14 protein-coding genes are annotated in these 14,594 nt (G+C 53.5%); 5 read left to right on the top strand and 9 right to left on the bottom strand.

Going from position 1 to position 14,594, the window contains the following annotated elements; all coding sequences use genetic code 11:
- The first annotated feature begins 196 nt into the window (after window positions 1-196).
- A complete protein-coding gene (locus OGV38_RS21380; RefSeq protein ID WP_286474861.1) occupies window positions 197-1,672 on the top strand; it encodes a TrkH family potassium uptake protein in 1,476 nt (491 codons plus the stop codon).
- A gap of 16 nt (window positions 1,673-1,688) precedes the next feature.
- Here the strand turns inward: OGV38_RS21380 and ftsP are convergent, their stop codons facing one another.
- From ftsP to OGV38_RS21400, 4 genes are all read right to left on the bottom strand, one after another.
- Window positions 1,689-3,101, bottom strand: a complete 1,413-nt coding sequence (gene ftsP / locus OGV38_RS21385; protein ID WP_286474864.1) for a cell division protein FtsP — start codon at window positions 3,099-3,101, stop codon at window positions 1,689-1,691.
- A 71-nt stretch (window positions 3,102-3,172) separates the two neighbouring features.
- Complete coding sequence (gene plsC / locus OGV38_RS21390) at window positions 3,173-3,910, bottom strand: 1-acylglycerol-3-phosphate O-acyltransferase (protein ID WP_016154509.1); 738 nt, start codon at window positions 3,908-3,910, stop codon at window positions 3,173-3,175.
- A 195-nt stretch (window positions 3,911-4,105) separates the two neighbouring features.
- Window positions 4,106-6,364, bottom strand: coding sequence for a DNA topoisomerase IV subunit A (gene parC / locus OGV38_RS21395; RefSeq protein ID WP_016157479.1), 2,259 nt, complete (start codon window positions 6,362-6,364; stop codon window positions 4,106-4,108).
- A gap of 118 nt (window positions 6,365-6,482) precedes the next feature.
- Window positions 6,483-6,878 carry a YgiW/YdeI family stress tolerance OB fold protein gene (locus tag OGV38_RS21400; RefSeq protein WP_016154511.1) on the bottom strand — a complete coding sequence of 132 codons (396 nt, stop codon included), beginning with the start codon at window positions 6,876-6,878 and terminating at the stop codon, window positions 6,483-6,485.
- Window positions 6,879-7,030: 152 nt separating this feature from the next.
- Between OGV38_RS21400 and qseB the strand changes: the two genes are divergently transcribed.
- From qseB to OGV38_RS21420, 4 genes are all read left to right on the top strand, one after another.
- Window positions 7,031-7,690, top strand: a complete 660-nt coding sequence (gene qseB / locus OGV38_RS21405) for a quorum sensing response regulator transcription factor QseB (RefSeq protein ID WP_047358644.1) — start codon at window positions 7,031-7,033, stop codon at window positions 7,688-7,690.
- The gene (gene qseC / locus OGV38_RS21410) at window positions 7,687-9,036 is read left to right on the top strand and encodes a quorum sensing histidine kinase QseC (protein WP_053388755.1); all 1,350 of its coding nucleotides are present in this window, start codon (window positions 7,687-7,689) and stop codon (window positions 9,034-9,036) included. Before qseB ends, qseC begins: the two co-directional genes overlap by 4 nt.
- Before the next feature lie 109 nt (window positions 9,037-9,145).
- Window positions 9,146-9,727 carry an NAD(P)H-dependent oxidoreductase gene (locus tag OGV38_RS21415; RefSeq protein WP_049041413.1) on the top strand — a complete coding sequence of 194 codons (582 nt, stop codon included), beginning with the start codon at window positions 9,146-9,148 and terminating at the stop codon, window positions 9,725-9,727.
- A gap of 30 nt (window positions 9,728-9,757) precedes the next feature.
- Window positions 9,758-10,072 carry a putative quinol monooxygenase gene (locus OGV38_RS21420; RefSeq protein WP_016154515.1) on the top strand — a complete coding sequence of 105 codons (315 nt, stop codon included), beginning with the start codon at window positions 9,758-9,760 and terminating at the stop codon, window positions 10,070-10,072.
- 100 nt (window positions 10,073-10,172) lie between these two features.
- On the opposite strand, the gene parE is transcribed toward OGV38_RS21420, so the two are convergent.
- Genes parE through nudF form a run of 5 tightly spaced genes read right to left on the bottom strand, consistent with a single transcriptional unit; the run spans window position 10,173 to window position 14,578 of the window.
- The gene (parE, locus tag OGV38_RS21425) at window positions 10,173-12,065 is read right to left on the bottom strand and encodes a DNA topoisomerase IV subunit B (protein WP_003024571.1); all 1,893 of its coding nucleotides are present in this window, start codon (window positions 12,063-12,065) and stop codon (window positions 10,173-10,175) included.
- A 28-nt stretch (window positions 12,066-12,093) separates the two neighbouring features.
- Complete coding sequence (yqiA, locus tag OGV38_RS21430) at window positions 12,094-12,675, bottom strand: esterase YqiA (RefSeq protein ID WP_019077695.1); 582 nt, start codon at window positions 12,673-12,675, stop codon at window positions 12,094-12,096.
- Window positions 12,675-13,502 (bottom strand): 3',5'-cyclic-AMP phosphodiesterase, encoded by an 828-nt coding sequence (gene cpdA / locus OGV38_RS21435; protein ID WP_016154517.1) that lies wholly within the window; start codon window positions 13,500-13,502, stop codon window positions 12,675-12,677. The genes yqiA and cpdA overlap by 1 nt, the downstream gene beginning before the upstream one ends.
- A 24-nt stretch (window positions 13,503-13,526) precedes the next feature.
- On the bottom strand, window positions 13,527-13,949 hold the full coding sequence (locus OGV38_RS21440; protein ID WP_016154518.1) for a DUF1249 family protein: 423 nt from the start codon (window positions 13,947-13,949) through the stop codon (window positions 13,527-13,529).
- Window positions 13,946-14,578: an ADP-ribose diphosphatase gene (nudF, locus tag OGV38_RS21445; RefSeq protein ID WP_016154519.1), complete on the bottom strand. Its 633-nt coding sequence runs from the start codon at window positions 14,576-14,578 to the stop codon at window positions 13,946-13,948. Before nudF ends, OGV38_RS21440 begins: the two co-directional genes overlap by 4 nt.
- Window positions 14,579-14,594 lie beyond the last annotated feature (16 nt).

The raw sequence follows: 14,594 nt of genomic DNA on the forward strand, positions 1-14,594 counted from the left end.
GCTTCCAAAAATGGTAAAAAAATAATCAAAGGCCGGGGATTATACGCTGTATGTCGGCAAGAAATGAAGTGGAGTCTGAGTCGGACAAGTAGAAAGTGATTTAAATTGTTAAATTTTACGACGCCCATTTTTATCATTCATAATTAACACCATGCCGGCCAGCTGAGATAACTCTTTTTCGGCGGGGGATTTTTCATTGCGACTCAACGATTCACTGCATATTTCCCAGTTACGGGTAGTTGTTCACCTGTGCGGATTTCTGGTTCTTCTCTACAGCTTCTCCATGCTGCCGCCGATGACCATTGCTCTGTTAAATAAAGAGCGGAGCTTTTTCGCTTTTTTCAGCACATTTATGACGTTCTTTACCCTCGGCGGTGGAGCGTGGCTGGCAACCAAACATGCAGGAATTCAACTACGAACCCGGGATGGCTTCGTCATTATCGTCCTGTTCTGGCTGCTGTTTTCGTTTATCAGCGCCATGCCGATGTGGATGGACGATGGCTTAAATCTCTCCTTTGCCGATGCCCTGTTCGAAGGGGTTTCCGGGATAACCACCACTGGCGCTACGGTAATTGACGACGTCAGCGCCTTGCCGAAATCGTATCTGTATTATCGGGCTCAGCTCAATTTTATTGGCGGCCTGGGGGTTATTGTCCTTGCCGTGGCGGTATTACCCCTGCTGGGTATTGGTGGTATGAAGCTGTATCAGTCTGAAATGCCAGGTCCCTTTAAAGAAGAACGCCTCACGCCAAGGCTTGCTGATACCGCACGTACGCTGTGGCTGACCTACGTCATTCTCGGCCTTATTTGTACTCTGGCCTACTGGATTGCCGGGATGTCGTTTTTCGATGCCTTATGCCACGGGCTGTCGACGGTCTCTCTCGGCGGATTTTCCACCCGTAGTGAGAGCATCGGGTTTTATAACAGCCACGCTATTGAGTTAGTCGCCGGACTGTTTTCACTGCTATCTGCGTTTAACTTCACCCTCTGGTACGTAGCTATTGTGAAACGTACCTTTAAGCCCTTTCGTCGTAATGCCGAGCTGCGTTTCTTTCTGCTTATTGCGCTGGTTGTCACCCTGATCGCCACCTGGCAGGTCTGGCGGGCGGGTATGTACGGGATAACGGACAGCCTGGTGCATGCCTTTTTTCTGGCCAGCCCCATGCTGACAGATAATGGCCTGTCGACGGCGGATTATGCGCAGTGGCCTTCGCACACGATCTTCATGCTGCTCAGCGCCAGTTTCTTCGGCGGTTGTGTCGGCTCGACCTGCGGGGGGATTAAGGTGCTGCGTTTTTTGATTATGTTCAAGCAATGCCGTCAGGAGTTACATCAGCTCGCGCATCCTCGCGCCCTGCTGAATATCAAAGTGGGCAATAACGTGGTAAGCGACCGAGTAGTGCGTTCGGTATGGAGCTTTTTCTTTCTCTACGTTTTATTTACCAGCTTTTTTATCTGGGCGCTCAATCTGATGGGCTACGATCTCTTCTCCTCTTTCGCCACCGTTGCCGCCTGCATCAATAACATGGGGCTGGGATTTGGCATCACCGCAACGACGTTTGGCACCTTAAACGAGGAGGCAAAACTTCTGATGTGCGCGGCCATGATCATGGGGCGTCTGGAGATTTACCCCATACTGATCCTGTTCTCGCGCATGTTCTGGCGGGCGTAACGGAAACTCCGGCGCATTACGGCGCCGGGTTCACCAATATCTGTCCGATCGAACCACGATCCGCCATTTCCAGCGTCTGACTGTTAAAGTAGAACGGGAAATGAGCCCAGGAAGGTTGTCCATAGTAGACCAGTAATTCAACCTGGCCGTCGACCCAGACGGTATCTTTCCAGCCCCGGTCTTCCGGGAACGGCATTGCGCCATTCACATTACGGATCAGGAACGAGACGCCTTCGATATGGAAAGACTGAGGCATATCCGCTCGTACCGTCCAGCGCTCCCAGGAGCCCTGCTGAGCGGTAATATCCATGCGGTTGACGTCCCACAGCTGACCGTTGATGCCGGGATCGTCATCCAGACTGATATCACGGCTGCGAATCGGTGAACCACTGAGGATTTCCGTTGGCAGCAGGCGCATTGGCAGACTGTCGGTCACCAGCGGCAGGAGACCGGTCGGGCGCAGCGTCAATACCAGCGTGGAGATGAGAATACTGGAAGGCTCAAAGAATCCGCGGATCCTGTCGACAATGCTGGCCGCCTCACCACAGGTGATAGAGACCTCATTTCCGTTAGTCATATCCACCAGGATCTCACGGCGCTCGCCAGGCGCCAGCGAGAGCTGCTTCACCGAAACGGGCGCAGGTAAAAAGCCCTGATCGCTGGAAATCACATGCAGCGCGCGGCCATCGCTCATTTGCAACTGGTAACGACGTGAGTTTGAAGCGTTCAGCAAACGCAAACGCACCCAGCCGCGAGAGACTTCGACATACGGGCTTTGCGCCCCGTTGACCAGCAGGGTATCACCGACAAAACCACCGCTGCCGGGTTCGCTATATTCCGGCGTACCAAAGTTGTCCAGACGCTTGTCCTGGATAATGATCGGAAAATCATCCACGCCGTAGTGGTTGGGAATAGACAGTGATTTACTCACTTCATCTTCAATCAGCCACATTCCGGCAAGACCGTTATAAACCTGCTGGGCAGTACGATTTGGCGTATTGGCGTAATACCACAGCGTAGCGGCATTCTGACGAATCGGCAGCACTGGTGCCCAGTCTGCATTAGGGGACATCATGCGCGCCGGGCCGCCCATCAGCGGGCCTGGCACCTGTAATCCAGCGACAGTCATCGAGACATTTTCAGTCAGACGGTTGCTGTAGATAAGCTTGACGTCATCCCCTTTCCAGACGCGGATCGTCGGTCCCAGGTAGCGACCGTTAATCCCCCAGACAGGTGCGCGCGTGCCTTGCGTGAAGGACCAGTGGGCGCGTTGCAGCGTCATAAATAACGGCTGCCCCCGACGGGACTCCAGCAGCGGAGGTACGGGTAACGGTTGTTGCTGACCGGCAGCATTAGCCTTCAGCGGAACAGCACCTGCACACAGTGCGATCCCCGATGCCTGAATGAACTGACGCCGACTGAATGACATATAAACTCCATGAAAAACTGGCGATTAACACGCAGGAAATCTTTTCCTGTAACAAACCCGAATTGCGCGGATTAAACCTTACCGGCGGCTTCCCGCTCAGCAACTTCTTTATCGAGTTCTGCGATTTTTTGTTCCATCAGCGTACGGCAATGCGCTGCCAGTTCACGAACCTGATCTTTCCCAAAGTGGCTAATATCTACCGGCGGCAACATCTCTACAATCGCCAGACCATTATTGAGTCGGTTGAGTTTTATCTTATTCGAGGTGGTTGAAACGCACACCGGAATAACCGGGACACCCGCCGCAATCGCCGCATGAAACGCGCCGGTTTTAAACGGCAGCAGACCGCGACCACGGCTGCGCGTTCCTTCCGGGAACATCCAGATAGAAATACGACGTTTTTTGAAATGATTCACCACCGCCGCAATGGTGCTGTGCGCTTTGGTACGGTTGTTTCTGTCAATCAGCAGGTTGCCGGTTAACCAGTACAGCAGCCCGAAGAATGGGATCCACAACAGGCTTTTTTTACCTACCGTCACCGTCGGCGGCTGAACAATATTCGCAGCGGTAACCATGTCATAGTTGTTCTGATGATTACAAATATAGATAGCATTACCATAGTTCTGCGCGTCTGCCGGCATGCGGCACTCAACCTTCAGGCCATAAAGGGGAGCCAGGCGGCCAAACATATGACCGAACGTTGCGACGTGTTTTGGATTTCGTGGGCTGAACAGACAGTATATGCAACCGAAAATACAGACCAGAACGCAGTAAATAACAGTAATGATTAAACGAAAAATATATAGCATAACAACCTCTGAGGCCTAAGAGCCTGGCATTTTACGTCACCTGATTCATCACGCAGTATCAGGTTAGGGCTTTGTTAAGGGCGGCTCTCTGGAAAAGCGTATTGTTAATCGCAACGCACGAATAAACAACGGTTTCACGGGAATTTTTAACGTTGGCTCTCCCCGGGCTAAAACAGGGAGAGCCGGACGGTAGCGTTATTCTTCGCTGTCGCCGTGACTGGCGCGTCGAGGCGAGTCAATGTCAATGCGATCGATACGCTGCAGACCACGCATTAGCGTACCGCGACGGCCACGCTCGCCGGTCACTTTCTGCAACTCTTCAGGACGCAGTTTAATTTTGCGCTTACCAACGTGGATAGTCAGCGTGCTTTGTGGCGGCAGCACGTAGAGCTGCGCCAGGCCATCTTCACCTTTCGCCGCTTCCGCTGAAGGGATATTGATAATCTTGTTCCCTTTGCCTTTTGACAATTGCGGCAAATCGCTTACCGGGAACATCAACATGCGACCAGCTTGGGTGATTGCCAGCAGCATATCGGTTTCATCTTCAATCACAACCGGCGGCATAACGCGCGAATTTTCTGGCAGCGTAATCAATGCCTTACCAGCACGGTTACGAGCTACCAGGTCGTTGAAGGTGCAGACAAAACCGTAACCCGCATCGGATGCCATCAGCAGTTTCTGATCGTCGCCTTCCATCAGCATGTGCTCAACCGTCGCGCCCGGCGGCAGCGTGAGCTTCCCGGTCAGCGGTTCACCCTGTCCACGCGCCGACGGCAGCGTAATCGGGTCGATGGCGTAGCTGCGTCCGGTCGAGTCCACGAACACCACTGGCTGGTTGCTCTTACCCTTCACCGCAGACTTAAAGCTGTCGCCCGCTTTATAGCTTAATCCCGGCGCATCAATGTCGTGGCCTTTCGCGCTACGCACCCAACCACTCTGGGACAGCACAATGGTCACTGGCTCTGACGGCAGCATGTCGTGCTCGCTCATCGCCTTCGCTTCTTCACGTTCCTGCAGCGGAGAGCGGCGTTCGTCGCCATAGGCCTCGGCATCAGCCTGCAGCTCTTTCTTCAGCAGGTTACTCATTTTACGCTCGGAAGCCAGAATGCCTTGCAGCTGATCGCGCTCTTTCGCCAGCTCATCCTGCTCGCCGCGGATTTTCATCTCTTCGAGTTTGGCAAGGTGGCGCAATTTCAGCTCAAGAATGGCTTCAGCCTGGGTTTCAGAAATGCCAAACCGCGACATCAGCTCGGGCTTAGGTTCATCCTCATGACGAATAATTTCGATCACTTCGTCAATGTTGAGGAACGCCACCAGCAAACCTTCAAGGATATGCAGGCGTTTAAGCACTTTTTCCAGACGATAGTTCAGGCGACGACGTACGGTATCGCGGCGAAACGCCAGCCATTCGGTGAGAATCTCCAGCAGATTTTTCACCGCTGGACGACCATCAAGACCGATCATATTCAGATTGATGCGGTAGCTTTTTTCCAGATCGGTGGTGGCAAACAGGTGGTTCATCACCTGCTCCATATCCACACGATTGGAGCGCGGGACAATCACCAGACGGGTCGGGTTTTCGTGATCCGATTCGTCGCGCAGGTCGTCTACCATCGGCAGCTTTTTATTGCGCATTTGAGCGGCGATCTGCTCCAGCACTTTTGCCCCGGAAACCTGATGCGGCAGTGCGGAAATCACCACCGCGCCGTCTTCTTTCGTCCATACCGCACGCATACGTACGGAGCCACGTCCGTTTTCGTAAATCTTACGAATCTCCGCCCGCGAGGTAATGATCTCCGCTTCGGTCGGGTAGTCCGGCCCCTGCACGATGTCCAGCAACTGATCCAGCGTCGTTTTCGGCTGCTCAATCAGGGTAATCGCCGCTTTCGCCACTTCACGCAGGTTGTGTGGCGGAATGTCCGTCGCCATACCAACGGCAATACCGGTCGTGCCGTTCAACAGAATATTTGGCAGACGCGCAGGCAGCATCTTCGGCTCCTGCATGGTGCCGTCGAAGTTTGGCACCCAGTCCGACGTTCCCTGGCCAAGTTCACCCAGCAGAACTTCCGCATATTTAGACAGGCGGGATTCGGTATAACGCATCGCCGCGAAGGATTTCGGATCGTCCGGCGCCCCCCAGTTCCCCTGCCCGTCGACCAACGGATAACGGTAAGAGAACGGCTGCGCCATCAGTACCATCGCTTCATAACAAGCGCTGTCGCCGTGTGGGTGGTATTTACCCAGTACGTCACCGACGGTACGGGCGGATTTTTTAAATTTGGCGCTGGCATTCAGCCCCAGTTCGGACATCGCGTACACGATGCGACGCTGAACGGGTTTCAAACCATCGCCAATAAACGGCAACGCCCTGTCCATGATGACGTACATGGAGTAGTTCAGATAGGCGGTTTCCGTGAATTCATGCAGCGCCAGGCGCTCTGCCATATCGCTCATTAATCGTGGTTCCTCAACTTTGTACCCCTCTATTGAAGGGCAATATTGCCGCAGATACTACCCTATCTGGCGTGTTGAGTCACAAAGAAAAGGGCCACGAGTGCGGCCCTGATGGGGATTATTTGGCAACTTTGGTAATCTGTTTCACGTCGATTTCAACGGAGTTCCAGTCTTTATCCACTTCCCCCTGGATTTCAACCACATCCTGTGGTGTGACGGTTACGCCGTTCCAGCGCTTGTGGTCGATATCCACATTCACCGTGCCGGTCGCATCTTTAAACACATACAGGTCGTCGGAAATACGCTCAACGATGTTCCCGCGCAGGGTAACCCAAGTGTCATCACGCAGTGATTTGGCGCTTTCTACCGTCGCGCTGCTACCATTCGGGCCGACAAATCCGCCATTTTGGCTTTGCGTGGTGGTTGTCGGTCCAGAGAAACCGCCCTGCTGCGCTGCCAGAACAGGTGCGGAACACAGTGCCATTACAGCAACCATTGCAGCTAATTTTTTCATCGTCATGTCTCCCTTTCATTTTGGTTTACGACTATTAAATAAGTTAATCCTTAACAAGTTCTTAAGGCAAAAAAAGATACTTTTTTTGCTGTACAGAGGCTGTAGTCACAAGGTTTACTGACGCTAATGAGAGCGGCTGCAGGGAAGAACATATGCGTATTTTACTGATCGAAGATGACACGTTGATCGGCGACGGCCTGAAAACAGGTCTGAGTAAAATGGGTTTCAGCATCGACTGGTTTACCGAGGGTCGCCAGGGGAAAGAAGCGCTCTACAGCGCCCCTTATGATGCGGTGATCCTCGACCTGACGCTGCCAGGCATCGACGGACGGGAGATCTTGCGCGAATGGCGAGCCAACGGGAAGCAGGAGCCAGTGCTGATTCTGACCGCTCGCGACGCGCTGGCGGAACGCGTTGAGGGTCTGCGTCTCGGCGCGGATGACTATCTGTGCAAACCCTTTGCGCTGATCGAAGTTGCCGCCAGGCTGGAGGCGCTGGTGCGCCGTGCCAGCGGCCAGGCGAGCAACATATTGCGCCATGGCCAGGTGACGCTTGATCCCGGCGCGCTGGTTGCCACGTCGGCAGATGAGCCTTTGTCTCTCAAACCCAAAGAGTTCGCTCTACTGGAGCTGCTGATGCGCAATAAGGGTCGCGTCCTGCCCCGCAAACTGATTCAAGAAAAACTGTATACCTGGGACGAAAACGTCTCCAGCAATGCGATTGAAGTACACGTCCATCACTTACGCCGTAAGCTCGGCAGCGACTTTATCCGTACCGTGCATGGCATTGGCTACACCCTGGGTGACGCATGAAACTCACACAACGCCTCAGCCTGCGCGTCAGGCTAACGCTTATTTTTCTGATTCTGGCATCAGCAACCTGGGCCGTTTCCAGCTTTGTAGCCTGGAAGCAGACCACCGACAATGTCGATGAGCTGTTTGATACCCAACTGATGCTGTTCGCCAAGCGGCTCAGTACGCTGGATATCAGCGACGTCACCACCTCAAGCAATATGGCTCGCACGCCGAAGAAGCTCAAGCACGGCCATATTGATGACGACGCGCTGACGTTTGCCATCTTCACCATCGACGGCAAAATGGTATTGCACGATGGCGACAACGGCCAAGATATTCCCTACAGCTACACCCACGAAGGCTTTACCGATGGCCAACTCAAGGGGGACAACGACGCATGGCGTTTTCTGTGGCTGAATTCCGCTGACGGCAAATACCGCATTGTGGTAGGCCAGGAGTGGGAGTATCGAGAGGATATGGCGCTGTCGATCGTCACCGCCCAGTTAACACCGTGGTTGATTGCGCTGCCGCTGATGTTGCTAATCCTGGTGGTCATGATTAGCCGTGAACTCAGGCCGCTAAAAAAACTGGCGCAAGCTCTGCGCTGGCGCTCACCGGAATCGGAGGAGCCGCTCGACCCGAAAGGTGTGCCAAGCGAAGTGCGCCCGTTGGTTGAATCGCTCAATCAGTTGTTTACTCGCACCCATTCCATGATGGTTCGCGAACGGCGTTTCACTTCTGATGCTGCCCACGAGCTGCGCAGCCCGTTGACCGCGCTGAAAGTACAAACGGAAGTGGTGCAACTGTCAGATGACGACCCGCAAACGCGGGAAAAAGCGCTGGTACAGTTGCATGCGGGAATTGAACGCGCCACCCGACTGGTCGATCAGTTACTGACGCTTTCACGCCTCGACTCCCTCGACAATCTTCAGGATGTGGCGGAAATCTCGCTGGAGGAGCTTTTGCAATCCGCGGTGATGGATATCTACCATCCAGCCCAGCAGGCGCATATCGACGTGCGTTTGCAGATTAACGCGCACAACATCATGCGCACAGGACAGCCGCTGTTACTGAGCCTGATGGTACGAAATCTGCTGGATAATGCGATCCGCTACAGCCCGCGGGGTAGCATTGTGGAAGTGACGCTCAACGCCCGTAATTTTAGCGTCAAGGATAATGGTCCTGGCGTTGCGCCAGAGGTCCTTACGCACATCGGGGAACGCTTTTATCGTCCACCGGGACAAAGCGTGACCGGCAGCGGTCTCGGCCTATCGATCGTCCGCCGTATCGCAATATTGCATGGAATGTCAGCCTCGTTTGGCAACGCTCCGCAAGGTGGCTTTGAAGCGAAGGTCAGTTGGTAATTGCGTTATTATTGCTCAAATAGCAAAAGACTTTGCACATTTTGCTAATTTCACCGCGTCGCTGGTAGGGGTAAAATCGTCTTCAAACGTATTTCCCTGAGGACACAAAATGAGCAACATTCTGATTATCAATGGTGCGAAAAAATTCGCCCACTCCAACGGTCAGTTAAACGACACCCTGACCGAGGTCGCGGATGGCCTTCTGCGCGACCTCGGGCATGATGTTAAAGTCGTGCGCGCCGACAGCGACTATGACATTCCTGATGAAGTACAGAACTTCGTCTGGGCCGATGTGGTTATCTGGCAAATGCCTGGCTGGTGGATGGGTGCGCCGTGGACCGTGAAAAAATACATTGATGACGTGTTTACCGAAGGTCACGGTACGCTGTACGCCAGCGATGGTCGCACGCGTTCAGATGCGTCTAAAAAATACGGCTCCGGTGGGCTGATTCAGGGCAAAAAATACATGCTGTCACTGACCTGGAACGCACCGATGGAAGCTTTCACTGAAAAAGATCAGTTCTTCCATGGCGTTGGCGTTGATGGCGTTTATCTCCCGTTCCATAAAGCAAACCAGTTCCTGGGAATGGAAGCGCTGCCGACCTTTATCACCAATGACGTGATTAAAATGCCGGACGTCCCGCGTTATATCGCAGAATATCGCAAGCATCTGAGCGAAATTTTTGGTTAACTGGTAACCTGGAATTAGAAGGAGTTAACCATGCTTACCGTTATTGCAGAAATCCGTACACGTCCAGGTCAACATCACCGCCAGGCGGTACTGGATCAATTCGCTAAAATCGTTCCAACCGTATTGAAAGAAGAAGGCTGCCACGGCTACGCGCCGATGGTCGATCATGCTGCTGGCGTTAGTTTTCAGACCACAGCCCCGGACTCAATCGTGATGGTTGAACAGTGGGAAAGCATTGCGCATCTTGAAGCGCATTTGCAGACACCGCATATGAAAGCCTATAGCGAAGCCGTGAAAGGCGACGTGCTGGACATGAGTATTCGTATTCTGGAGTCTGGCATTTAAGATTGTCGATTTGCCGGATAACGCCATAAACAGACGTATCCGGCTTATATTGCAATCCTCAGGCCTGGTAAGCCCAGCGTCACCAGGCATTCACGGTCAATTACCCTTCGAGATCCGCCAGGTCGCCTTTCTCCTGCAACCAGTTACGGCGATCTTCAGAACGCTTCTTGGCCAGCAGCATATCCATCATTGCGTTGGTACGCTGATCGTCTTCGTCATCGATGATGAGCTGCACCAGGCGGCGGGTGTTCGGATCCAGCGTGGTTTCACGCAGCTGCATCGGGTTCATTTCACCCAGACCTTTAAAGCGCTGCACGTTCGGCTTGCCTTTCTTGCGTTTTAACTGCTCCAGCACGCCCGCTTTCTCTTCTTCCGTCAGCGCGTAATACACCTCTTTACCGAGGTCGATACGGTATAACGGCGGCAGCGCCACATAGACGTGACCGTGTTTCACCAGCGTACGGAAGTGTTTCACAAACAGCGCGCACAGCAGCGTGGCGATGTGCAAACCATCAGAATCCGCATCCGCCAGAATACAGATCTTACCGTAGCGCAGCTGGCTCAGATCATCACTGTCCGGATCGATGCCGATCGCCACCGAAATATCGTGAACTTCCTGCGAGGCCAACACTTCATCGGAAGAGACTTCCCAGGTGTTGAGGATCTTACCTTTCAGCGGCATGATCGCCTGATATTCACGATCGCGCGCCTGTTTAGCCGATCCGCCCGCCGAGTCACCTTCGACGAGGAACAGTTCGGTGCGATTAAGATCCTGTGCGGTACAATCCGCCAGTTTACCCGGCAACGCCGGACCGCTGGTCAACTTTTTACGCACCACTTTTTTCGCGGCCCGCAGACGACGCTGGGCGCTGGAAATCGCCATCTCAGCCAGCAGTTCGGCTGATTGCACGTTCTGGTTCAGCCACAGGCTGAAAGCATCTTTCACCACGCCAGAGACGAATGCCGCGCACTGCCGCGAAGAGAGGCGCTCTTTGGTTTGTCCGGCAAACTGCGGATCCTGCATTTTTACCGACAGCACGTAAGCACAGCGATCCCAGATATCTTCCGCCGACAGCTTCACACCGCGCGGCAGAATATTGCGGTATTCACAGAACTCGCGCATTGCATCCAGCAGACCCTGGCGCAGGCCGTTAACGTGCGTACCGCCCTGCATGGTTGGGATCAGGTTAACATAGCTTTCAGTCAGCAGCTCGCCGCCTTCCGGCAGCCAGAGCAGCGCCCAGTCCACGGTTTCTGTTTCACCGCTGAAATTACCGATAAACGGTTTTTCCGGCAGCGTCGGCAAGCCATTCACCGCTTCGCTCAGATAGTCATTCAGGCCATCCTGGTAGCACCAGCGCTGTTCACTGTTATTGACCTCATCCTTAAAGGTGATCTCAACGCCTGGGCACAGCACCGCTTTGGCTTTCAGTACGTGCGTTAAGCGCGAAACGGAAAAACGCGGGCTGTCAAAGAAGCTTTCATCCGGCCAGAAGTGCACGCTGGTTCCGGTATTGCGTTTACCGCAGGTACCGACAACCTGTAAATCTTGCACCTTATCGCCGTTCTCAAACGCGATGTTGTACACCTGCCCGTCGCGGCGCACGTTCACTTCCACACGCTTCGACAGGGCGTTGACCACGGAGATCCCCACCCCATGTAAACCACCAGAGAACTGATAGTTTTTGTTGGAGAACTTACCGCCTGCGTGCAGACGACAGAGGATCAGCTCTACCGCCGGAACGCCCTCTTCAGGGTGAATGTCTACCGGCATGCCGCGGCCATCATCAATAACTTCCAGAGACTGGTCGGCATGTAAAATCACGTCCACGCGTTTTGCGTGGCCCGCCAGTGCTTCATCCACACTGTTATCAATCACTTCCTGTCCAAGATGGTTCGGACGGGTTGTATCGGTGTACATCCCCGGGCGACGGCGTACCGGCTCAAGCCCAGTGAGTACCTCAATGGCATCAGCGTTATAAGTTTGCGTCATGGTTTAAATAAGCAATTCGAATTGATCGTCAGAAACTGTGCAGTCCAAGGAAATCGACAATCGGGTTGAAATAATCTTCGAAGCCCGTGAATGCGTGGTTTCCGCCCTCAATAACTGTCTGGCGGCAGGAGGCGTAATACGCCACCGCCTGGCGGTAGTCCAACACTTCATCGCCCGTTTGTTGAAGCAGCCAGATCAAATCCGGCGCTTCCAGCGGGTCAATCTGCATGACTTTAAGATCGTAAATATGGCGTGACTCTAGCACATATTGCTGCCCCGTGTAGGGGTTCTCGTTTTGACCGAGATAGTCGACCAGCAGTTCATAAGGTCGGACAGCAGGGTTCACCACCACCGCGGGCAGCATAAAACATTGCGACAGCCAGGTGGCGTAATAGCCTCCTAGCGAGGAACCGACAATTCCCAGCGACTCTCCGCCATGTTCAAGAATGATCGATTCCAGCATCTCTGCGGCCTGGGCCGGATACGGTGGCAACTGGGGTACGATCATCTCAATGTGCGGATGATGCTCCGCCAGCCAGTTTTTCAGCAAACATGCCTTCGCCGAACGAGGAGAACTATTAAATCCGTGAAGATAAAGAAGCGTAGACATCAGTAGCCTTCTGAAGCGGTATCAGGGTGGAACCGATTACCCTGCAGACGGCGCACCTGAGTCTGCAACGTCCCGTCAGCAAAAAGCTCCAGCGTCCGCCAGCCTGGGCTGATGGTATCTAACGTGAAGTTGGAACAGTGTGGCTTAAACTGCACACAGGTCGACGGCGTCGCCAGCAGGCGGCGTCCGTTCCAGTCCAAATCCAGTTCCTGATGAATATGCCCACACAACAAATACTTGGCACGAGGATAATTCACCAGCACGTTATCCAGCTCTGCGGCATTACGCAGGCTATGCTGATCGAGCCAGCTACAACCTGCTGGCAGAGGATGATGATGCAGAAGCAGCAAAGTATTGCGCTCAGGCGCATCGGCAAGTTTACGTTCCAGCCATTCGAGCTGAAATTCGCTTAATTCACCGTGGGGAACGCCGAACACCTGGCTGTCCAGCAACAGGATTTGCCACTGTTCACCAATAAAGACGCGTTTAGCGGGTGAGATCCCCGCGTCCTGTAGCGCGCTGTACATTGCCGGCTGAAAATCGTGATTGCCCGGTAGCCAAACGCAGGGCGCACGAAAGCTTGCGATGCCCTCAGCAAAATGCTGATAGGCCGCAGCGGATTGGTCCTGCGCCAAATCACCAGTCGCGACGATCAGATCGTATTCAGGCGACTCTGCATGTATTGCATCCAGTACGGATTGATAGCTGTCCCAGGTGTTTACACCCAGCAGCGTTTCATGCTTTTCGGCAAACAGGTGAGTGTCTGTAATTTGTAAGATCCTGACTCTGGCCTCACCAGCCAAAGGAAGGGTTAACAGGCTTTCCAAATGGTGTCCTTAGGTTTCACGACGCTAATAAACCGGAATCGCCATCGCTCCATGTGCTAAACAGTACCGTAACCAGTCGGCCAGAAACTGATTAATTTGATGCTTTTCGTCGCGTTGATGCAACTTTTTATTTGGATAATCATACCGCGCTTTGAAGCGAAAGATCTGCTGACTCGAACACACTTCGGCCACCCTCGCGTCATGATACAGGCGGACTGTCAATGACGGCAGGCTCCAGTAAGTGACCGCGGGTGCCGTTTGTTCGATCGCGACAAGCGTAGTGTATCGGGTCGATTCAACGATCGTTAACCGATATTGTGCGTTTGCGACCTGATAGCTCACTGTTTCATCGGCTGCGTCATTACGCGGCAGCAGACGGCGCAATTGCGAATAGTTGGTTTCGCACAGGCGCATCATTTCAGGGAAGTCAGGTGTGTAACGCTTCATTTTTTCCACTCAGTTTTTAACTCTTGATAGTGCAGCTGTAACCATTGCAAGGCGATGACAGAAGCCGCGTTGTCGATTTTCCCCTCTTCAACCCATTGATAAGCCTGCTCCCGGCTCACCACATGAACACGAATATCTTCGTTTTCATCAGCCAGACCGTGGATCCCGCTCGCGGTCGTGGCGTCCACTTCGCCAACTAAAATAGACAGGCGCTCACTGGTGCCGCCAGGGCTTGCCAGATAGCTCAGAACGGGCTTGGTACGTTTAACTTCCAGCCCGGCCTCTTCCATCGCTTCACGACGAGCCACATCCTCAACGGTTTCGCCCTCTTCAATCATTCCAGCCACCATTTCCAGGAGCCACGGGCTTTCGCTGGTATCAAACGCCGCGATACGGATCTGCTCGACCAGAACAACTTCGTCCCGCTCAGGGTCAAAGGGTAGCAAGACTGCCGCGTGTCCGCGCTCAAAAATTTCGCGCTTTACCTCACCGCTCATACCACCGTTAAACAGGCGATGGCGGAACCGATAAAGATCCAGTGAAAAAAAACCGCGGTATAGCGTTTCTCGTGCAATAATTTCTACATCATTTTTAGTGAAAGTCATTGGCAAGTTGTCTGGTTTACGCATTGTGCTGTCCTGAAAC

The sequence above is a fragment of the Citrobacter sp. Cb080 genome (assembly GCF_030334745.1).
In the GTDB taxonomy this organism is placed as follows: domain Bacteria; phylum Pseudomonadota; class Gammaproteobacteria; order Enterobacterales; family Enterobacteriaceae; genus Citrobacter; species Citrobacter braakii.

Bases quoted from the DNA above. Each gene is read 5' to 3' on its own strand.
- parE (WP_003024571.1), bottom strand. From the start codon at position 12,065: ATGACGCAAACTTATAACGCTGATGCCATTGAGGTACTCACTGGGCTT.
- OGV38_RS21415 (WP_049041413.1), top strand. From the start codon at position 9,146: ATGAGCAACATTCTGATTATCAATGGTGCGAAAAAATTCGCCCACTCC.
- qseB (WP_047358644.1), top strand. From the start codon at position 7,031: ATGCGTATTTTACTGATCGAAGATGACACGTTGATCGGCGACGGCCTG.
- yqiA (WP_019077695.1), bottom strand. From the start codon at position 12,675: ATGTCTACGCTTCTTTATCTTCACGGATTTAATAGTTCTCCTCGTTCG.
- OGV38_RS21420 (WP_016154515.1), top strand. From the start codon at position 9,758: ATGCTTACCGTTATTGCAGAAATCCGTACACGTCCAGGTCAACATCAC.
- OGV38_RS21400 (WP_016154511.1), bottom strand. From the start codon at position 6,878: ATGAAAAAATTAGCTGCAATGGTTGCTGTAATGGCACTGTGTTCCGCA.
- ftsP (WP_286474864.1), bottom strand. From the start codon at position 3,101: ATGTCATTCAGTCGGCGTCAGTTCATTCAGGCATCGGGGATCGCACTG.
- qseC (WP_053388755.1), top strand. From the start codon at position 7,687: ATGAAACTCACACAACGCCTCAGCCTGCGCGTCAGGCTAACGCTTATT.
- OGV38_RS21440 (WP_016154518.1), bottom strand. From the start codon at position 13,949: ATGAAGCGTTACACACCTGACTTCCCTGAAATGATGCGCCTGTGCGAA.
- plsC (WP_016154509.1), bottom strand. From the start codon at position 3,910: ATGCTATATATTTTTCGTTTAATCATTACTGTTATTTACTGCGTTCTG.
- nudF (WP_016154519.1), bottom strand. From the start codon at position 14,578: ATGCGTAAACCAGACAACTTGCCAATGACTTTCACTAAAAATGATGTA.
- parC (WP_016157479.1), bottom strand. From the start codon at position 6,364: ATGAGCGATATGGCAGAGCGCCTGGCGCTGCATGAATTCACGGAAACC.